Raw genomic sequence first — 19,673 nt, 5'->3', positions numbered from 1 at the left:
CCGCCGGTTGCCAGCTGTTGCATCTGCGATTGCGCAGACCCGACGCGCCATGGAGCGGATGAGCCATTGCCTTGAACGCCGCGTCCCTATTGGCGCTCCAGCCGATTCCACCTCTGGCGGTACCCATTCGTGTTGCTTGATCCTGGTGTGCGCGCCCGGGCAAATCCGCTGCGCTTGTCCGGGCTGCACTGCCTTATTCAGGCAGGAGCGGTGAACCACTGGCGCTTCCTTGGGTCGTATCCCGAGTCATTATGCGGAAAGCCTGTCGATTCCGGTCGGCTTTGCCCGATATTCCCGGGCAGGCAATACATTGCCCCGCAAACAAGCGATAATCCGCGCCTTCCTGTTCTTTAACCTTCAAACGATCCTCAGTAGTGTCCCAACGTTTTTCAGAGGAGAACGCCCTGGATCGGCGATATTGGCGGCTCTGAATTGGTCGAGGGGTTTGGAAGCAATTGATTTATGGGTGTTGTCTCGAACATGGTCAGACTCAGGATTTGTAGGATTTCATAGAGGCTATGCGACAGTTTGAGTCGTTTCTTCACGATAGCGATCAGCACGTATGTGCAGACCGCAATCCAGATTTGCGTCTTCACGGCGTTCTCGCTGGTGCCGAGAAATGCCTTGATGCGCAGGTGCTGCTTGATCCACTTGAAGAACAACTCGACCTGCCAACGGCTCTTGTACAGTGCGGCAATGGTCAGCGCGGGCAACACGGTGTTGTTGGTCAGGAACACCAACGTCTTGCCAGACTCTGGGTCTTTGAAACGGATGCGCCGCAACTGCTCGGGATAATCTTGCGAGATGTAGAAGCCGTTCAGTGCGATGCGCTGGTCGCAGATTATGCCTGTGGTCCTGTCGGTTGGCATCGAGTACACCCTGTGCGCGTTCATGCCGCGCTTGGCACGGGTTACGAAGAATGCACCCGCTTGGTGGAGTGCGAACAGCCGACTGAAATCCAGATAACCCCGATCCATCACATAGAACGCACCGGCTTCGATGGGCAACATATCCAGCACGTTGACATCGCCCATCTTGCCGTCCGAGATATGGATGAAAGCTGGGATGTTGCCGCGCAGGTCCAGCAATGTATGCAACTTGACCGCAGCCTTGGTGGAGCGAAATGGTGCCCATGGAAACAGCGACAGGCACAAATCGATGGTTGTGGCATCCAAGGCGTAGACCGTGTTGTCCAGATCGACACTGAAGCTGTCGTTGCAGTAGAGCTTGCGCGCTCGCCGGATGAGCAAGGCTGCCAAATCCGCCCAGATGCGCCAGTCGCGCCCTTCGTTGGCATCGGCCAGCGTCGAACGTTTGACTGGCGAGCGAAAGCCCATCCCGTACAGCTTCGTTTGATTGGCCAGCAAACAGGTTTCGATGTCGCGCAGACTCTCGCGGTAAGTCAGTTGTGCGAAGGCCATGGCGCGAAATTGCTCGGTGCAGCCCAGACTGCGCACTCTGGAATCGCCGCCGTATTGCGCCACGATCCGCGCAAAGCTGGTCCACGGCACAAACTCCATGAGTTGTGCGAACAGCGTCTTGCCCAAGTTCATAGCTCACCCCCAGAGAAATCGATCTCTGGAAGTTACGCGAACCTGCATATGAGAAAACTGATTTCAAATCGGCACCAAAATAAATTGCTCCGTAGCCCGCGCCAATGCTTGGCTTCGGCGCACGAATTCGCAAGTTAACCGGACACTACTGACTTGGTAAACCTGCTCACCACGAATGGCACGAATGTTCACGAATACACACGAATTAAAACAAAAGAATGAAAACCAATCCATGCATGCCGCGCCACTGAACCGGAGCATGGCGACAACCTTGAAATATTCGTGAACATTCGTGTAAATTCGTGTCATTCGTGGTTAAACTTCTTTCTCATGAAAATAGTCATCGTAACACCAGCCGCTGCCCGCGTCAGGAACGGCAACCGCAACACGGCGCAGCGTTGGGCCAATTTTCTGCGCCGACTGGGGCATCGCGTCAGCGTGCAGGTCGAGTGGGATGGCAGCCGCGCCGACCTGATGCTGGCGCTGCACGCGCGACGCAGCCACGCCTCGATTAAGCGCTTCTCAGAATGCTGTCCGGAGCTGCCGCTGATCGTGACTCTGACCGGCACCGACCTGTATCGCGACATCAGGGACGACCACAACGCACAGGAATCCCTGCAACTGGCCACGCGCCTGGTGGTTTTGCAAGAAATGGGGGTCAATGAGCTTGCCCCGGCGTTGCGGGCAAAAACCCACGTTATCTATCAATCCGCCCGCCCTGTCAAACCTGCACAGCCGGCAAAAAGACGCTTCGAAGTCTGTGTCATCGGCAACTTGCGCGAGGAAAAAGACCCTTTCCGCTGCGCGCTTGCGGCTGCCCTGCTGCCGGAAAGTTCTGAAATCCATATTAGCCACATGGGCCGCGCCCTGAATGACGACATGGCGCGGCAGGCGCAGACCCTGATGGAGAAAAATCCGCGTTACCGCTGGCTGGGCGAACTGCCCCATTGGCGGGTAAGAAACCGGCTGACCCGCTGCCGGCTGATGGTGATCAGTTCCATTATGGAAGGTGGCGCAAATGTGGTGTCAGAGGCGCTGGCAGCCGGTGTGCCGGTGATCGCCTCGGACATATCGGGCAATATCGGCATGCTCGGCGCCGACTATGCCGGCATTTACCCATGCGGAGACGAGCGCGCCCTGGCCGACCTGCTACATCATGTGGAAACCTCGCCGGAATTTTACGACCTGCTCAAGGCGCAGTGCGCCAGGCGGAAACCTCTGGTTGAGCCCGGACAAGAACTTGCCGGACTGGAGCAGCTGATCGCAGCAGCATCGGCTATTTCTTCGCTAGCAGCCTGTCGGACTTGAAGAATCGAAGCGAAGTGGGTCAAGCAGGCAAGCCGCGTAGCGGATGCTCGCAAAATTCGGCTGGGCGAGGACAGATTTTGCTGGTTTTGCAGGTCAACAGTCGTTCTGTTGACCAAAAAAGCGGCGAAATATGGACCGCTCAGGCGGATTTGCAGCCGATTTCCTTTAAGTCCGACAGGCTGCTAGATGGGCCAAGCCCTCGGCCGCACGCAGGCACAGCTTCTTGAATTCCTGGTAGGCGTGCTCATCAAGCGCGCAGCTGCCATGCTTGCGATCCGCATAAAACAGGCCGACCGGCCGGCCGTGCACCATCACCGACATCGCGAAGAACTCACCGTGACCGATCATCTGCCAGGTTGTCTCGGTGATGAGCGGCTCCAGCGTCTTGCGGTTGCCTTCGTTGAACCAGACGCCTTGCGCCTTGCCCATCAGCCTGCCGAAAAGCTCCGGTGAAGTCGGGTTGAATTGGAACTGACGCAACGGCGAATCGGGCAGCGCACCCATTACGTATTTCGCCTTAATGGCGCTGCGGTCCGCCGCCATCAAGGCAAATACCACGCGGTCCAGGGCGATGCCCTCATGCATTCCCTTCAGCACCAGCGACATCATGTCGTGCAGGTTGAGGGAACCGTCCAGATGCGCCGAAATTTCCTCCATGATCTGGCGTCAGCTTGACGGGCTGCGGCATCATGCAAACCTCAGGCTCTTCCTCTGGTTGCGGCATTTCTTCAACCTCACCGGGCTCCTCCGGCCAATCGCCCGGCAACATGGGCAGTAATGCGGCGGCGGGTGGCACGCCGTACCAGTCCCAGTGACGTGCCTCCACCACGGCATTGCGATACACCATGTGCACCACTTCATCGAGGTGCATGTGCAGCATCTCTGAGATCGCTTCATAATCGGCAAGCAACTGCGGGTCATGCCAGCCGGTTTCGGCGAGCCGCGCGACAGAGGCTGCCAAGGTCACCCCCAGGATGCGCGGCTGGAGAGTGTTTCCGCAGTGCATGAATGCCTGCATCAGTTCCGGCAGGCGCCACACTTCCGCAATCGCAAGCTGCAGTTCCCGCGCATCGAATCCGAGGATTTCTATCTGTGCCTGTACCAGACTAATTTTATTGCGTCGCGACAGCTTGCGAATTTGCAGCGCATGCTCCGGGGCATAAGCCCAGAGCAGGATTTCTCCCATGTCGTAGAGCAGCGCGCCGATATACACTTCCTCGGATTTCATGTCGGCTCGAAAAATCGCCCAGTCGCGCGCCTGCCAGGCGGCATGGTGAGCCCGGCTCATGGCCTGCATCAGCCCTGGCAATGCTCCGTCAAGTGTCTGCAGGCTTTCCTCGACGGCCTTTAAATTGGAGAGATGATTGAAGAAAGGGCCGACCCCCAGCATCATCACGGCATGTTCAACCGTCGTGATTTCATTGCTGAGGCGGCTGCGTGACATGCCGTTGACCAGGCGCAGCACTTTCAAAGTCATTAGCGGATCGCGCAGCACCACATCCGCGATTTCCCCGGCAGTAATCTGTTCCGCCCTTCCGGCAAGCTTTCCCAGTTCCCTGACGCTGCGCTGCAGCACGGGCATCTCCCAGGATTTCAGTTCGTCAACCCATTCGGCCATGGTTTTCATGATGAGGCATCCATTTCTTGCCGTGCCGGAACCCGGTAAACATAAAGCCTGGAATGATGGAAGTCATCCAGTTCAACAACGCTTTCCGGTTCGACGCCGGGAACAGGGAATGTATTACTGATAAAGCGGCTGCCGGAGGGCATTTCCTCGCATACCTTGCACCAGAGTCGACCCATCGGCACTGGGGAGAGATAGGCGTAAACCACATCCTGATCGGCCAGGCTGTGCGGCCAGAAATTACCCCATTGGAGAGAATAATTACCTCTGGTCGCTTTTTTTCTGGCCCAACCCAGGACAAACGGCAAGGGTGCAATTTCCATCCCGGAGAAATTTCCGTCTGGACGCTGTGCATCGAGATAGCTCAGCATTCCGCCCAGACCGGCACCCAAATCCAGAAACCGGACTCCCGCTTTGCTGGGCAGCAACCCTGCAACAGCCGCCCAGGCCTTGCGGCTGGACAGGTAAAGCGGCACTTGGCTGCGAAACACGCTCCAGTACACGAGGAATAGCAGCACAAAGGCGGCGAGGAACCACGACGGTGCAACGCCGAACGACAGGGCCGACACCAGTGCCGGAGAGAACAGCAGATTGATGGGCAACCACCATGACGCCAGGCCGAGACGCGAACCGAGGAATGCGGCAATACTGCCCTGAATCAAGGCGTCGGCAATGAGCGTGATTTCAACCTCGAATGAGGCGAGCACAGGCGCCACCAGCACCAGGGTAATCAGTGTCGCGGCAATCTGCGAAAACAATGCAACCACGGAAGGTGAAAAAGACTGGAGCCAATCCGATACAGCACGCCGCTCTCGCCCCGGCAAGGCGTGCTTGCTAAAAAAACTAAAATTACTGATTTTTGCCTTCGGCTGCACTGGGTTTTTCTTTCGGCGCCACCTGCTGCAGAGCGGGTGAAACCTGTTCCTGGCTGCTCACCTCGAGCGGCTTGCCACCACTGCTGATGGCAGCTTCCGTTTCCTTGTTCAGGACGATCAGGCTGATGCGCCGATTGATGGGATTGTTGGGATCCTTGTCGTCCAGCATGACCGCCGAAGAGAGGCCGACCACGCGCAACATCTTGCTCTCCGCCATACCACCTGCAATCAGCTCGCGCCTCGATGAATTGGCCCGATCGGCAGACAGCTCCCAGTTGCTGTAACCCTTTTCTCCTGAAGAATAAGGCATGGAATCGGTATGTCCGGACAGGCTGATCCGGTTCGGCACTTCGTTCAGCATTTTGCCGATTTCCTGCAATATCTGTACGGTGTAACTTTTCATGTGGGCACCGCCCAGATCGAACATCGGACGGTTCTTCTCATCCACGATCTGGATGCGCAAGCCTTCAGTCGTAATATCAATCAATATTTGTTTCTTGAACTGTTGCAGCATCGGGTTGGTTTCGATGGCTTTTTCAAGCTTCTCCTTCAACCCCTGGAGTTTCTTCAGTTCCTGCATTTCAAACGCTTCTTTTGCCGCTTTCAGGTTGATCGCTTGCTTTTTTACGGGGTCAAGGGCTTTTTGAACCTGCCCCACTTTCTGCGTCAAATCCTTGCCGCCGCCCTTGATCACGCTTGAACTGTCACCGGTGCCGGAGCCTCCCTGCATGGCGACCTTCATAGGTGTTTTAAAATACTCGGCAATGCCTTCTAGCTCTCCTTTGGTGGTTGATCCCAACAGCCACATCAGCAAGAAGAACGCCATCATCGCGGTCACGAAATCGGCGTAGGCGATTTTCCACGCGCCGCCATGGTGGACGTGCGCACTCTTCTTGATGCACTTGACGATTATCGGGCGTTGCGAATCGTCGCTCATGCCGAATTTTTAACCGCTGCTGACATGCGAAAGGTCATCTAGATTTGCTTTGCTTGACGTATTCTTCCAGTTCCAAGAAGGTAGGCCGCTCGGTGGAATACAGCACCTTGCGCCCGAATTCAACGGCGACCTGTGGCGCATAGCCATTCAGGCTGGCCAGCAAGGTCACCTTGATGCACTGAAACAGCTTGGTCGATTCGTTGTGCTTCTGCTCCAGCAGCGTGGACAGCGGGCCGACAAAACCGTAGGCGAGGAGAATACCCAGAAAGGTACCAACCAGGGCGTGGGCGATCAAGATACCCAATTCAGCGGGTGGGATACCGACCGATTCCATGGTGTGCACCACACCCATCACCGCCGCCACAATACCGAAGGCGGGCATGGCATCGCCCATTTTGGCGACCACCTGAGCCGGAACTTCGCCCTCGTGGTGGTGAGTCTCGATTTCGTTGTCCATCAGATTTTCGATTTCGAACGCGTTGAGGTTGCCGCCCACCATGATGCGTAAATAATCGGTGAGAAATTCGACGACATGGTGGTCGCTGATGATTTTGGGATATTTGGAAAACACCGGGCTTTCATGCGGCGCATCGACATCGGATTCGATCGCCATCAGCCCTTCCTTGCGCACCTTGGCCAGGATTTCATAGAGCAGGGCGAACAGCTCCAGATACAGCGCCTTGCTGTACTTCGATCCCTTGAGAACGGTCGGCAAGGCATTCAGGGTCGCCTTGATCACTTTCCCGGAGTTGCCGACAAGAAATGCTCCTCCCGCCGCGCCACCGATCATCAACAATTCTATTGGCTGAAGCAGTGCGGCAAGGTGACCACCGGCAAGCGCGAAGCCGCCGAAGACCGAAGCAGAAACAACCAGGTAACCGATAATTACAAGCATCTTGTTTGCTGCTCCACGACAAAAAACGGTTCAATCACAGGCCAGCTGGATTGCAATAACATATGCTAAATAGTGTTCTTCTCAGAATGCAATGCGACTGATGGCGGCAACGGCAATATTGATCAACCCCAGAATCAGATTGAAGCCGATCAGCTTGCGGATTATCGCCAGCGCATCGCCGGCCTGCTTCCATTCCTGGACGGCGACGGCGCGCACCAGTTTGCCATAGGGCATAAAATAAACGAAGCAGAAAACCAGCATCATCACCAGCCCGATCCCGAACATGGCGTGAACGCTCAATGCGATGGCCTTGAATCCTCCCAGAAGCATGATCATATACAGGCCACTGAACAGGATTAGCGCCACTGCCATCCACACCATGGGGAAAAAACGCCCGAACACCCCCGCCCACAATGGCAGCCGCTGAGGCGGAGCGAGCAGATCGGCGGCAACCGGGCGCAACATCTGATGCGCAAAGTACATGCCGCCTACCCAAATAACCACACCCAGCACATGTAAAAAAATGGCGAAAGCCATGGCTTCTCCTGTCATATTAATTTGTGGGCAATCGCCAATTTAACCGGCGCAAAGCTTCTGCGGTGAATTTCGCTTGCGCCATGGCGCCGCAAAGCTTCAAGGTGCATTGCGGTCGGATAGCCTTTATGCCGGTCAAAGCCATATTGCGGATATTCCAGATGCAGTCGAAGCATTTCCGCATCCCGTGCGGTTTTGGCCAAGATGGAGGCTGCCGAAATTTCTGCCACGCTACTGTCGCCCTTGACGATAGCACGACAGGGCATGGCCAGTTTGGGGCAATGCAGGCCATCGATCAGCGCCTCCGATGGAACAGGTGACAGCTTTTCAACCGCGCGCCGCATGGCGAGCAGGCTTGCCTGAAGGATGTTGATGCTGTCAATTTCCTCGGCTTCGGCCCGGGCAACGGCCCAAGCCAGAGCACGCTCCCTGATTTGCTCCGCCAGATACTCGCGCTTTTTCTCGCTCAATTTTTTCGAGTCGGCCAACCCTTCAATCGGCCGCTCCACATCGAGAATCACCGCAGCGGCGTAAACCGCCCCGGCCAAAGGCCCCCTGCCTGCCTCGTCAACACCGCAAATGAGCCAGTTCGAATGAGTGCTCATTTATGTCAAAAACGGCAGAATGGCATCCACTGCCCTTTCTGCGGTATTTTGCTTGAGATCGAGATGCAACCTGGAGAAGGCGCGGGTCAACTTTTCCCTGACCGGCCCATCATTGACCAAGTTCAGCACTGCCTGGGACAGGTTTTCCGGCGTGGCGTCATCCTGCAGCAGTTCCGGAACAATGAAGCGTCCTGCAAGAATATTCGGCAACCCGACATAGGGCAGGTATTTTTTGCGCTGCATCATGCGCCAGGTCAAGGGCGACATTTTGTACGTGATCACCATCGGGCATTTCAGCAAAGCCGCTTCCAGCGTCGCGGTACCCGAGGCCACCAGCACCGCGTCCGCGGCAGTCATGGCGTCATGGGCATGGCCGAACAATATCGTTAGCGGCAAGTCGCCGCCCCCCGCGCGATACAGTTCAGCCTCGAATATATTGCGCGTTTCCCGGCTCAGCAGCGGCACCAGGAAATGCACATGGGGACTGACGGCGGCAATCATGCGCGCAGTCTGCACAAACAGCTTAGCCATGTAATGAACTTCGCTCTGCCGACTGCCGGGCAAAAGCGCGATGAATTGATCGTTCTGGGGTAGTCTTAGCTGTTCGCGCGCGGCAATCCGGTTGGGTTTTTCCGGCAGCATATCAGCCGATGGATGGCCGACATAAGTAGCCGGGATGCCCGCTGCATCATAGATTTTCTTCTCGAATGGGAACAACACCAGCATATGGGACACAGCCCGCGCAATCTTGTGAATGCGCTCGCCGCGCCAGGCCCAGATCGACGGACTGACATAATGGACGGTGGGGATTCCCTTCTTCTTCAACCCGAGTTCAAGGTCGAGATTGAAGTCGGGCGCATCCACCCCGATGAACACGTCTGGCGGATTTTCCACGAAATGGCGCAGCAGCTTGTGCCGGATTTTGACGATTTCCCGATAATGCCGTAGCACCTCGACATAGCCACGAACGGCCAGCTTTTCCATGGGAAACAGTGAATTTACGCCGGCAGCCTGCATTTTTGGCCCGCCGATACCCACAAATTCGACACCTGGAACACGGTTCTTCAGCGCTTTAACCAGGTGGGCGCCCAGCAAATCACCTGAGGCTTCGCCCGCTACAATTCCGACTTTCATGAACCAACCTTAAAATGGCGATTAACCACGAATGACACGAATGTTCACGAATAAACACGAATAATTAGAAACAATCATTGTCGCCAAACAGTGAATCAGGCTAGCCAAGCTAACTAACGGATTATTCGTGAACATTCGTGTTTAATTCGTGTAAATTCGTGGTTAAAAGCTTTTTTTCAGGATTAACGAATGATGCCGCGCGTGGAATGGGCGAGGAAATCGGTCAAAATCTGAATTTCGGGGCATGCATGTGCCTGCTCGGCCAGAGCCAGCTTCGCCTGCTCCAGGGTAAGCCCAGATTTGTATAGCGTCTTGTACGCACGCTTGATCGCCAATATGGCTTCGCTGGAGAACCCCCTGCGCTTCAGCCCTTCCGAGTTGATACCATGAGGCTGCGCTTCATGACCGGCCGCTGTGACATAGGGGGGAACATCCTTGAACAGGATGGTGCCCATCCCGGTAATGCTGTGCCCGCCGATATGGCAAAACTGGTGCACCACGGTAAAGCCGCCGAGAATGGCGTAATCTCCGACTTGCACGTGACCCGCCAGCTGGGCGTTATTGGCAAAGATGGTGTGATTGCCGATCTGGCAGTCATGCGCCAGATGCACATAAGCCATGATCCAGTTGTCGTCACCCACCCGCGTCACACCCACGTCCTGCGAAGTACCCCGGTTGAACGTGCAGAATTCCCGAATGACATTGCGGTCGCCAATTTCCAGGCGGGTTTCTTCTCCCTGGTATTTTTTGTCCTGCGGCATCTCTCCCAGAGACGAAAATTGGAAAATCCTGTTGTCTTTGCCGATCCGGGTGTGGCCATTGATCACCACGTGCGGGCCGATCGATGTTCCGGCGCCGATTTCGACATGCTCGCCGATAATCGAATAAGGCCCTACACTGACATCGGTGGCCAGCCTGGCACCCTCATGAACGATTGCTGTCGGGTGAATCATTTACAGGACTTTCAGCGTGCACATCAGCTCTGCTACGGCCACCACGGCACCATCGACCTTGGCACGCGCCGCGTATTTCCAGATACCCTTGACCGACCGGACAATCTCCACCTCGAGCGTCAGCTGATCTCCGGCAGAGACGGGTTTCTTGAAGCGCGCACCGTCGATGCCGACAAAGTAATACACGGACTTGTCGTCAGGACGGGTACCCATTGTCTTGAATGACAGAATCGCCGCCGTCTGGGCCAGCGCTTCGATGATAAGCACGCCTGGCATGACCGGATGGTGCGGGAAATGGCCGACAAAAAAGGGCTCATTAATCGTCACGTTTTTCAGCGCCACGATACTCTTCCCCGGTTCGCATGAGACAACGCGGTCAACCAGCAGAAAGGGGTAGCGGTGCGGCAAGTACTGCAATATTTCGTGGATATCCATGCTATTCAAGCTTCTTCCTTTCCAGTTCGCTGATTTTCTTCTCCAGCTCGCTCAACTTCTCCGCCATTTTATCCAGATGGCGCAGATGAGCGGCATTCTTGAGCCAGTCCTGATGCGCAGAAAATGGCATCACGGAGGTATACGTCCCCGCTTTGGCGATCGATTTGGTGACCAGAGTGCCGGCGGAAATGTTGACCCGATCAGCAATCTCAAGGTGCCCCAGAATCATTCCGCTACCCCCTACCGTGCAATATTTTCCTATTTTTGCGCTGCCGGCGATCCCGACGCAACCCGCTATCGCGGTATGAGCGCCGATATGCACGTTATGCGCGACTTGAATCTGGTTATCCAGCTTGACGCCGTCCTCGATAATGGTGTCGTCCAGGGCTCCCCGGTCAACCGTGGTATTGGCGCCTATTTCAACATCATCTCCAATAACCACCCGACCGATTTGCGGAACCTTGATCCAGCATCCTTTTTCCATGGCAATGCCAAATCCATCCGCTCCGATCACCGCGCCCGAATGCAGGATGGCGCGTTTTCCGATGACGCAGCCAGGGTAGACCACCACTTGCGGGTGAAACAGTGAGTCATCCCCGACCTCGACCCCCTCGCCGAGGTGACAACCGGACCCGATGACCGTGTGTTCACCGATTTTCACACCCGCTCCGACAAACGCGTATGCCCCGATTGTGGCTGAGGCCGGAATGGTTGCAGTTTGATCGACGATCGCGGTTGAGTGGATGCCGGGTGCCTCCGCATGCCGGGGATTGAGCAAAGCGGAAACCTTGGCAAAATAGGCATAAGGATTGTCGCTCAAGATACGCGGCAGGTTTGTCGCCTCGCGCTCCGCAATACCCATGATCACAGCGCCTGCCCTGCAGTTTTGCAGTTGCCGGCGATATTTTGGATTGGAGAGAAAGCTGATGTGCCAGGATAGGGCGGAGGACAGCGGTGCGACCTGCTTGACCACGACCTCCGCATCGCCAACCAGTTCGCCGCCAAACCGTTCGACGATAGCACCCAGCGTATAGCCAGAATTAGTCAGAGTCATGGAATCAACCGAGGAAAGGCGCCTGCTATGCGCATCGGCAAAAAAGCCTTATTTATCGGCCAAAGCCTTCAACACCCTATCGGTGATGTCGATCCGCGGACTGAAATATACCGCTTCTTCCAACACCAGATCGAATTTTTCTTTCTCGGCAATCTCCATGATCGTTTTTCTGGCACGATCATGCACGGCGCCCAGTTCCTCGTTTCGCCTCAGATTGAGGTCTTCCCGGAACTCCCGTTGGGCACGCTGGAAATCGCGATTCAGATTGGCGAGGTCGCGCTCCTTGTTGCGTCGATCCGATTCACTGATCGTCACGCCTTCCCGCTCCAGATGAGCCTGCAATTCCTTGGCCTGTTTCGCCATTTTTTGCAGTTCCTGCTCGCGTACGGCGAATTCCTTCTCGAGTTTTTTCTGTGCCTTCATAGCCGGGGCCGCTTCCCGAAAAACCCGCTCGGTATTGACGAAGCCGATCTTCGTTTCGGCGGCAGATACCCCTGCCGCAATCGGCAACAGGGTGGCAGCAAGTACAACAGCAATAATCTTGTTCAACTTGATCTCCTGAAATCGCGATTAAAACGTGGAACCCAAAATAAACTGGAACCGCTCCAATCGATCTGTTTCCTTGGAATTGAGCGGCGCGGCAATGCTGAATTTCATCGGCCCCATCGGCGACTGCCAGCTAACGGCAAGACCGGTGGAATAACGCATGTCGCTGAAACTCATCTTGTCTTCCTTGCCGAACACCGTACCGCCATCGACAAAAACGCTCAAGCGCAGCGACTTGTCCTTTTTCATGCCTGGGAACGGAAACAGCACCTCTGCATTGCCCACCAGACGACGATTGCCACCCAGCGCATTGCCATCGATGTCTTTAGGCCCGAGCGAAAAGGACTTGAAACCACGCACCGAAGTATTGCCGCCAGCGAAGAAGCTTTTGAAGAAGGGCAACGGTTTCCCGCCGTAACCGTTGCCATACCCGGCTTCGCCGTTTAACATCAGGGTGAAATCCTGAATCAAAGGCCTGAGCCATTGATGCTGATAGGAAAGCTTGTAATACTTAATGTCCCCGCCGGGCAGCCCCACCTCGGTAAATGCCCTTTGCAGGCTGCCTTTTGTCGGGTAGATAATACTGTCACGAGTATCCCTTGCCCAGCCGGCATCCCCACGCAATGTGGTATTGGTGTCGCCAAATTCTTTGACATAATCCACATAACGCGGAGGACTGACTGCTCCAGCAGCGGGATCGGTATACACCCTTAATTGGGTTCTCTCGATCGACAAACCGAAATTGACCGTATCCTTTTCGTTCAGCGGCACGCCAAAACGCACCCCGCCGCCTACGGTATCGGAATCGTACCTGGAAACCGCCAAGGAGTAGGAGTTCGTTTTGCGCCTGAAGATGTCGAAGCCGCGACTGATGCCATCGTCAGTATAGTAAGGGTTGGTGTAGGACAGCGAATACACCGTATTGATCTTGCCGGTGTTGATCTGCGTTGAAAGCATGTTACCGCTGCCGAACACGTTGGCCTGTGAAATGGAGCCACTAAGAATGAAGCCTTCCGAACTGGAAAAACCCGCACCCGCCATGATGCTACCCGTGGGTTTTTCCGTCACGCTGACGTTCATGTCCACCTGGTCGGTCGTGCCGGCAACAGCCGGCGTTTCGACGTTGACATCGGAAAAATATCCCAAGCGGTCAACCCGTTCGCGTGACCGGGTGACTTTATCGGAAGCGTACCAGGCACCTTCCATCTGGCGCATCTCGCGGCGGACGACTTCGTCCCGCGTTTTTGTGTTGCCGGTTACGTTGATGCGCCGCACATAAACCCGCCGACCCGGGTCGATGAAGAAGGTGAATTTCGCCTCCTGCTTTTCCTTGTTGAGTTCCGGAACCGCATTGACGTTGGCAAACGCATAGCCATCCTTGCCCAGGCGATCACCGATCAACTTGGTGCTTTCGGTCAGCTTTTCCCGCGAGAAGACATCGCCCGGCTGAATCTTGATCAGCTTGCGCAGCTCCTCTTCAGGCACCAGCATTTCCCCCGCCAGCTTGATGTCGGAAACGGTATATTTCCGGCCTTCGGTGATGTTGATGGTGATATAGATGGATTGCTTGTCGGGGGCAATGGATACCTGTGTGGAATCCAGATTGAATTCGAGATAACCGCGGTTCAGATAATGGGAGCGCAGCGTTTCGATGTCCGCAGCCAGTTTCTGCTTGGAATACTGATCGTTCTTGCTCCACCAGGTCATCCATCCGGGCGTGGAAAGCACGAACAGATCGAGGAGGTCCTTCTCCGGGAAAGCCTGGTTGCCAACTATGTTGATCTGCTGGATTTTCGCCACTTCGCCTTCGCTGATATTGAAGCTGATGGCGGTGCGGTTGCGCTCCAGCGGCGTTACGGTGGTGGTAATCGCAACCGCATATTTGCCGCGGCTGAGATATTGCCGTTTAAGTTCCTGCTCAGCCTTGTCCAGCAGGGATTTGTCGAAAATCCGGCCCTCGGCCAGCCCGACTTGTTTCAACCCATCCACAAGCTGCTTTTTGTCGAATTCCTTGAGTCCTATGAAATCGATTTGGGAAATCGACGGACGTTCCTGCACCATGACGATCAACACATCGTTTTCAACTTCCAGCCGCACATCCTTGAAAAAACCGGTTCCATACAATGCCTTGATGGCCGCAGCGGCTTTCTCGTCGTCCAGTTTTTCGCCCACCTTGACCGGAAGGTAGCTGAATACCGTCCCGGCCTCTGTACGCTGGATTCCCTCGACCCGAATATCCTTGATGACAAATGGTTGAATCGCCCAGGCAGAAGCACCATACAAGCTCATCAACAACATCGGCAGGAGTTTTAATTTCATTATTGTTTAGCCAACAACCAGACGGTTAATATCGTTATAAAAAGCGAAAAGCATTAATGTCAGCAGGATCGCAATACCGATCTGCTGCCCAATTTCCATGGTTTTCTCGGAAACGGGGCTCCCCTTGATCATTTCGACCATATAATACATCAAATGCCCCCCATCCAATAAGGGGATGGGCAATAAATTGAGCACTCCGAGACTGATGCTGATCAGCGCCAGAAAGCTGATGTAGGGCACCCAGCCGAAGCGTGCGGATTGGCCGGCATAATCGGCGATGGTGATCGGGCCGCTGATATTCTTCCAGGAAACCTGGCCAGTGGCCATCTTGCCCAGCATTTTCAGGCTGAACAATGACGTATCCCGTGTTTTCCGCAGCGCCTGCACAAAGGCCTTGCCGATGGGATAACGCACTTCCGTAACCAGTTTTTTAAATAAGGCCGGATCCACCATCGGCGACGCGCCTATCTTGCCTACGGAGGAATGTCCATTTTCCTTTACTGGATCGGGAGTCACTTTTACCTGGAAATAGTCGCCGCCTCTTTTTATGTCCATCGTCAGAGGCAGACCGGGATTTTGCCTGACCCATTGCACGAGTTCTTGCCAATGATCGAGCGGAGTCTGGTTCACGGAAAGGATTTCATCCCCGACCCTCAGGCCAGCCTTGGCTGCAACACCGTCCGGCAAAACCTTGCCGATCTTTGCCGGCAAGTCGGGCTGGAAGCGCATTAACCCAAGCTTTCCCATGAAATCATTGTCCAGCTCGTCGGATGACAAGCCACTCAAGTCAAGCTGATGCGTAGCGATTTCGCCGCGCTCGTTGCGGGTTTCAATTTCCACAACGGATTTCTGAACGGCGTGCTGTAGCAATATCCAGCTCACATCCTGCCAGGTCGCGGCCGGCTCGTCGCCGATCCGGATAATCGTATCGCCGCGATGAAAAGACGAAGCTGCGGCGGGGGTGGCAAACGGCACCTCACCCAGAATCGGCTTGATGCCAGGTACGCCGTAAACAAACAGGAACCAGTACAACAGCACGGCAAGAATGAGGTTCGCGACCGGCCCGGCCAGCACGATGGCAATGCGGCGATAAATGGATTGGCTATTGAAGGCATAGGGCACATCGGCAGGCTCAACCGGCCCTTCCCGCTCGTCCAGCATCTTGACGTAGCCGCCCAGCGGGAAGGCGGCCAACACCCATTCCGTGCCGTCCGGCGCAAATTTTTTGGTGACGAGCGGCTTGCCGAAACCTACGGAAAAACGTAGTACCCGGACACCGGACCAGCGCGCCACGATGTAATGGCCGTATTCGTGAACAACGATCAGAATGCCGAGCGTCACGGCAAATGCAGCAAGGGTGAACAACAGGCTCATGTGTATCCCATCACGCGCATCCACTCCCGTGCCGATTCGCGCGCCTCGGCATCTGCCTCGATCACATCTTCCAGTGCCAAGACCGGTTTAGAACTATTTTTTTCCAGCACGCTTTCGATCATGGCAGGAATCAGTTTGAAAGGAATGCGTTCCTCGAGAAATGCATCTACCGCCACTTCGTTCGCCGCATTCAAGGTGGCGGGAGTCGTGCCTCCTTGCCGCAAAGCCTGGTAGGCCAGATCCAGACAGGGAAAACGAACGGTGTCCGGCGCCTCGAAATCGAGACGCGCGATCTTGAACAGATCCAGCGAGGAAACCCCTGCATCGATCCGCTCGGGAAAGCCCAGCGCATAAGCAATCGGCGTGCGCATATCAGGGTTGCCCAGCTGCGCCAGCACCGAGCCATCAATATACTCCACCATGGAATGAATCACACTCTGGGGATGAATCACCACCTGGATTTTATCCGCGTCGGCGTTGAACAGCCAGTGCGCCTCAATGACTTCCAGGCCCTTGTTCATCATGGTCGCCGAATCCACGGAGATTTTCCGCCCCATGACCCAGTTCGGGTGGGCGCAAGCCTGCTGCGGCGTCACATTATCCAGGTCGCACAACGGCACGGTACGGAAAGGTCCGCCCGAAGCGGTGAGCAAGATGCGCTTGACCCCCGAGGTTTCCAGATCACTGGAAAAATCTCTCGGCAGCGACTGGAAAATCGCATTATGCTCGCTGTCGATAGGCAATAAAGTGGCTTTGTGTTGCCTGACCGCATCCATGAAAACGCTGCCCGACATCACCAGCGTTTCCTTGTTGGCCAGCAGAATGCGCTTGCCCGCCTTGGCTGCGGCTAGCGAGGGGCGCAACCCGGCGCTGCCGACAATCGCCGCCATCACACTGTCCACCTGGGGTAGCGACGCCACCTTTTCCAGCGCCTCAATGCCGCTAAGCACCTCGACATCGAGGCCAGCCAGCCTGATCCTGCCCTGCAATACCTCGGCGCAATCCGGATCCAGCATGACCGCGTAATCGGGCAGGAATTGCCGACATTGCTCAAACAGGCGTTCAATCTGACGATTCGCGGTCAGCGCCACGACACGGAAACGCTCGGCATGGCGCGCAACGACATCCAGGGTATTCATGCCGATCGTTCCGGTCGAACCGAGCACGGTAATATTTTGAATTTTTGGCATCTGCTTAAATCAAGGAAAACCGGTTAGCCCCGGATGAACACGGATAAAACATAGCGTTGTGGAAAATGCATCATTCACCGTGGAGGCGAGCAAGATGATGAAGTTCACTCATTGATAATCCGTGTTTATCCGTGCTAATCCGTGGCTGAATGTTTTTTTCATAAGTCAAAATGCGTAATAATTCTTGAGCAACAAACCGAAAGCGGCCAGCGGTAGCGCCGCCGTCAGGGCATCGATGCGGTCGAGCACGCCGCCATGGCCGGGAAGAATCCGACCGCTATCCTTGAGCCCCGCCACGCGCTTCATCCAGGATTCGAACAAATCCCCCAGGATGCTGAACAACGTCAGCAACCACAGTAACAGTATTCCCTGCCACAGGCCGGAATTGAACGGTGCGGAGAGGCTGTTCCACATCCCCCACGCCAATCCATACAAGGTAACGCCCAAAAATGCGCCGGCGACACCCTCCCAGGTTTTACCCGGGCTGATCGCCGGAGCGAGCTTGTGCCGGCCAAATTTTCGGCCGGCAAAGTAGGCGGCGGTATCGGCGACCCAGACCACCGCCAGCAGACCCAAAAGCAGTTCGGGACCGAAGGTTCGTAACTCCACCAGGGCAAGCCAGGTGGGAATCAAAACAATCCAACCGATCAGCGCCATTATCGGCCATTGCCGGGCACGCCATTGATTGCGCAGCCACAGCGGAACCAGGAGAGTCCAGAAAAGAAAGGCCACGCCGTACAACACCAAATTGGCTGAACGGGAAGATTCGGGCAGCAGCGCCAGACCGATGAATAGCGTCAGCAGCACATAAACCCAGCCCTGAAAACCTGAAAAAGCGGAAATTTTCGACCACTCACGGGCGCCGATCAGCACCACCCCCAGCATCAGCAGCGCCCAACCCGTTTTCGGAAGAAGAAACAGTGCGGCTAAAAATAAAGGCAACAGCAGCAGAACGGTCAGAACGCGTACCTTAAGCATTTTTTTTGAGTTGCTCGCTGGTGCGTCCGAAGCGGCGCTCTCTTTGCTGGAAGGACTTGATCGCGCGCTTCAAGGCCATGGTATTGAAATCCGGCCACAAGGTATCGGTAAAATACAGCTCGGCATAGGCCAACTGCCAAAGCATGAAGTTGCTGATGCGCTGCTCCCCGCCGGTGCGGATGAACAGATCCGGCTCCGGCGCATAACTGGTGGAAAGATAGGGCTCCAGATCCTCTTCCTTGAAAGTCTGGCCACAGTCAGGATTGGCTTCCAGCATCCTGTGTGTGGCCTGAACCAGATCCCAACGACCGCCGTAATTGGCGGCGATGGTCAGAGTCAACCCGGTGTTGTTTTGCGTGAGGGATTCAGCACGAGCGATCATCTCGACCAGTTTGCCCTCAAAACGGGAACGGTCGCCGATCACTTTCAGCCGGATGTTGTTGTTATGGAGTTTGGCGACTTCCCGTTCGAGGGCGAGCATGAACAGTTGCATCAGAAACGAGACTTCCTCTGCCGGGCGGCGCCAGTTTTCGCTGCTGAAGGCGAACAGCGTCAGATATTCGACCCCAAGTTCGGAACAGGCCTTTACGGTGGTTCTGACGATTTCAACGCCGCGCTTGTGACCGGCGATGCGCGGCATGAGGCGCTTCTTGGCCCACCTGCCGTTGCCATCCATGATGATGGCGATATGTTGCGGCACCTCCCCGGTTTCGGGGATGTTGCGAGTGGAGCTGGTAAACAGGGCCACTTCGCGCCTCTAGATTGCCATCAGATCGGTTTCCTTGGCTTGAAGGACCTTATCGACTTCAGCAATATACCGGTCAGTCAGCTTCTGGATCTCTTCCTGGGAGCGACGCTCATCATCCTCGCTGATCGCTTTATCTTTCAGCAGGTCCTTGAGCGTTCCATTGGCGTCGCGGCGCACATTGCGCACGGCCACTTTGGCGTTTTCCGCCTCGTTCTTGACGACCTTGATCAATTCCCTGCGACGCTCTTCCGTCAGCGCCGGCGTCGGAACCCGAATCAGATCGCCCTGGCTGGAGGGATTAAGGCCCAGGTCGGAGTCGCGAATCGCTTTCTCGACAGCGCCCACCATTTTCTTTTCCCATGGCGTCACACCGATGTTGCGCGAATCGATCAAGTTAATGTTGGCAACCGAGTTGATCGGTACTGGAGAACCGTAGTAATCGACCATCACGTGATCGAGTATCCCGGTATGAGCGCGCCCGGTGCGCACCTTACCCAAGTCCACCTTCAGAGCCTCCAGGCTCTTCTGCATTCTTTGCTCGGCTGATTTTTTTACGTCTGCAATCATGTCAAGAATCCTTCCTGGTAGGGTGGGCAACGCTCTTTTGCCCA

The 19,673-nt window shown here is 55.5% G+C and carries 20 protein-coding genes; 1 reads left to right on the top strand and 19 read right to left on the bottom strand.

Going from position 1 to position 19,673, the window contains the following annotated elements; genetic code table 11:
• Positions 1–389 precede the first annotated feature (389 nt).
• Positions 390–1,553 (bottom strand): IS4 family transposase, encoded by a 1,164-nt coding sequence (locus tag VMV64_RS07930; protein ID WP_325329413.1) that lies wholly within the window; start codon positions 1,551–1,553, stop codon positions 390–392.
• Positions 1,554–1,883: 330 nt separating this feature from the next.
• On the opposite strand from VMV64_RS07930, the gene senB reads away from it, so the two are divergent.
• The gene (gene senB / locus VMV64_RS07925; RefSeq protein WP_325329412.1) at positions 1,884–2,861 is read left to right on the top strand and encodes a selenoneine biosynthesis selenosugar synthase SenB; all 978 of its coding nucleotides are present in this window, start codon (positions 1,884–1,886) and stop codon (positions 2,859–2,861) included.
• 165 nt (positions 2,862–3,026) lie between these two features.
• Here senB and VMV64_RS07920 read toward each other — a convergent pair whose 3' ends face one another.
• The 18 genes from VMV64_RS07920 to frr form a co-directional block, all read right to left on the bottom strand.
• Entirely contained in the window at positions 3,027–3,518 is a 492-nt protein-coding gene (locus VMV64_RS07920; protein ID WP_325329411.1) for a hypothetical protein, read from the bottom strand.
• Positions 3,439–4,488: an HDOD domain-containing protein gene (locus VMV64_RS07915; RefSeq protein ID WP_325329410.1), complete on the bottom strand. Its 1,050-nt coding sequence runs from the start codon at positions 4,486–4,488 to the stop codon at positions 3,439–3,441. The genes VMV64_RS07920 and VMV64_RS07915 overlap by 80 nt, the downstream gene beginning before the upstream one ends.
• Positions 4,485–5,243, bottom strand: coding sequence for a class I SAM-dependent methyltransferase (locus VMV64_RS07910; protein ID WP_325329409.1), 759 nt, complete (start codon positions 5,241–5,243; stop codon positions 4,485–4,487). Before VMV64_RS07910 ends, VMV64_RS07915 begins: the two co-directional genes overlap by 4 nt.
• A gap of 91 nt (positions 5,244–5,334) precedes the next feature.
• Complete coding sequence (motB, locus tag VMV64_RS07905; protein WP_325329408.1) at positions 5,335–6,297, bottom strand: flagellar motor protein MotB; 963 nt, start codon at positions 6,295–6,297, stop codon at positions 5,335–5,337.
• A 34-nt stretch (positions 6,298–6,331) separates the two neighbouring features.
• Positions 6,332–7,192, bottom strand: a complete 861-nt coding sequence (motA, locus tag VMV64_RS07900; RefSeq protein WP_325329407.1) for a flagellar motor stator protein MotA — start codon at positions 7,190–7,192, stop codon at positions 6,332–6,334.
• A gap of 81 nt (positions 7,193–7,273) precedes the next feature.
• Positions 7,274–7,729: a CopD family protein gene (locus VMV64_RS07895; protein ID WP_325329406.1), complete on the bottom strand. Its 456-nt coding sequence runs from the start codon at positions 7,727–7,729 to the stop codon at positions 7,274–7,276.
• An 11-nt stretch (positions 7,730–7,740) separates the two neighbouring features.
• Complete coding sequence (gene rnhB, locus VMV64_RS07890; protein WP_325329405.1) at positions 7,741–8,331, bottom strand: ribonuclease HII; 591 nt, start codon at positions 8,329–8,331, stop codon at positions 7,741–7,743.
• On the bottom strand, positions 8,332–9,465 hold the full coding sequence (gene lpxB / locus VMV64_RS07885; RefSeq protein WP_325329404.1) for a lipid-A-disaccharide synthase: 1,134 nt from the start codon (positions 9,463–9,465) through the stop codon (positions 8,332–8,334).
• A 182-nt stretch (positions 9,466–9,647) separates the two neighbouring features.
• Positions 9,648–10,418: an acyl-ACP--UDP-N-acetylglucosamine O-acyltransferase gene (gene lpxA, locus VMV64_RS07880; protein ID WP_325329403.1), complete on the bottom strand. Its 771-nt coding sequence runs from the start codon at positions 10,416–10,418 to the stop codon at positions 9,648–9,650.
• On the bottom strand, positions 10,419–10,853 hold the full coding sequence (gene fabZ / locus VMV64_RS07875; protein WP_325329416.1) for a 3-hydroxyacyl-ACP dehydratase FabZ: 435 nt from the start codon (positions 10,851–10,853) through the stop codon (positions 10,419–10,421).
• Between the two features lies 1 nt (position 10,854).
• On the bottom strand, positions 10,855–11,907 hold the full coding sequence (lpxD, locus tag VMV64_RS07870) for a UDP-3-O-(3-hydroxymyristoyl)glucosamine N-acyltransferase (protein ID WP_325329402.1): 1,053 nt from the start codon (positions 11,905–11,907) through the stop codon (positions 10,855–10,857).
• A 48-nt stretch (positions 11,908–11,955) separates the two neighbouring features.
• The gene (locus VMV64_RS07865) at positions 11,956–12,447 is read right to left on the bottom strand and encodes an OmpH family outer membrane protein (protein WP_414718862.1); all 492 of its coding nucleotides are present in this window, start codon (positions 12,445–12,447) and stop codon (positions 11,956–11,958) included.
• Positions 12,448–12,477: 30 nt separating this feature from the next.
• Positions 12,478–14,772, bottom strand: a complete 2,295-nt coding sequence (bamA, locus tag VMV64_RS07860; protein WP_325329400.1) for an outer membrane protein assembly factor BamA — start codon at positions 14,770–14,772, stop codon at positions 12,478–12,480.
• Positions 14,773–14,778: 6 nt separating this feature from the next.
• Positions 14,779–16,146, bottom strand: a complete 1,368-nt coding sequence (gene rseP / locus VMV64_RS07855) for an RIP metalloprotease RseP (protein ID WP_325329399.1) — start codon at positions 16,144–16,146, stop codon at positions 14,779–14,781.
• A complete protein-coding gene (ispC, locus tag VMV64_RS07850) occupies positions 16,143–17,336 on the bottom strand; it encodes a 1-deoxy-D-xylulose-5-phosphate reductoisomerase (protein ID WP_325329398.1) in 1,194 nt (397 codons plus the stop codon). The genes rseP and ispC overlap by 4 nt, the downstream gene beginning before the upstream one ends.
• Before the next feature lie 165 nt (positions 17,337–17,501).
• A complete protein-coding gene (locus tag VMV64_RS07845; protein WP_325329397.1) occupies positions 17,502–18,314 on the bottom strand; it encodes a phosphatidate cytidylyltransferase in 813 nt (270 codons plus the stop codon).
• Positions 18,307–19,062 carry an isoprenyl transferase gene (locus VMV64_RS07840; RefSeq protein ID WP_325329396.1) on the bottom strand — a complete coding sequence of 252 codons (756 nt, stop codon included), beginning with the start codon at positions 19,060–19,062 and terminating at the stop codon, positions 18,307–18,309. The genes VMV64_RS07845 and VMV64_RS07840 overlap by 8 nt, the downstream gene beginning before the upstream one ends.
• Positions 19,063–19,071: 9 nt before the next feature.
• Entirely contained in the window at positions 19,072–19,629 is a 558-nt protein-coding gene (gene frr, locus VMV64_RS07835; RefSeq protein ID WP_325329395.1) for a ribosome recycling factor, read from the bottom strand.
• Between the last annotated feature and the right edge of the window lie 44 nt (positions 19,630–19,673).

Origin of the sequence: Sulfuricella sp., assembly GCF_035531155.1 — a bacterium.
Taxonomy (GTDB): Bacteria; Pseudomonadota; Gammaproteobacteria; order Burkholderiales; family Sulfuricellaceae; genus Sulfuricella.
Note: the sequence above shows the minus strand (reverse complement) of the source record. Positions and strands in the feature narration are given on the sequence as shown.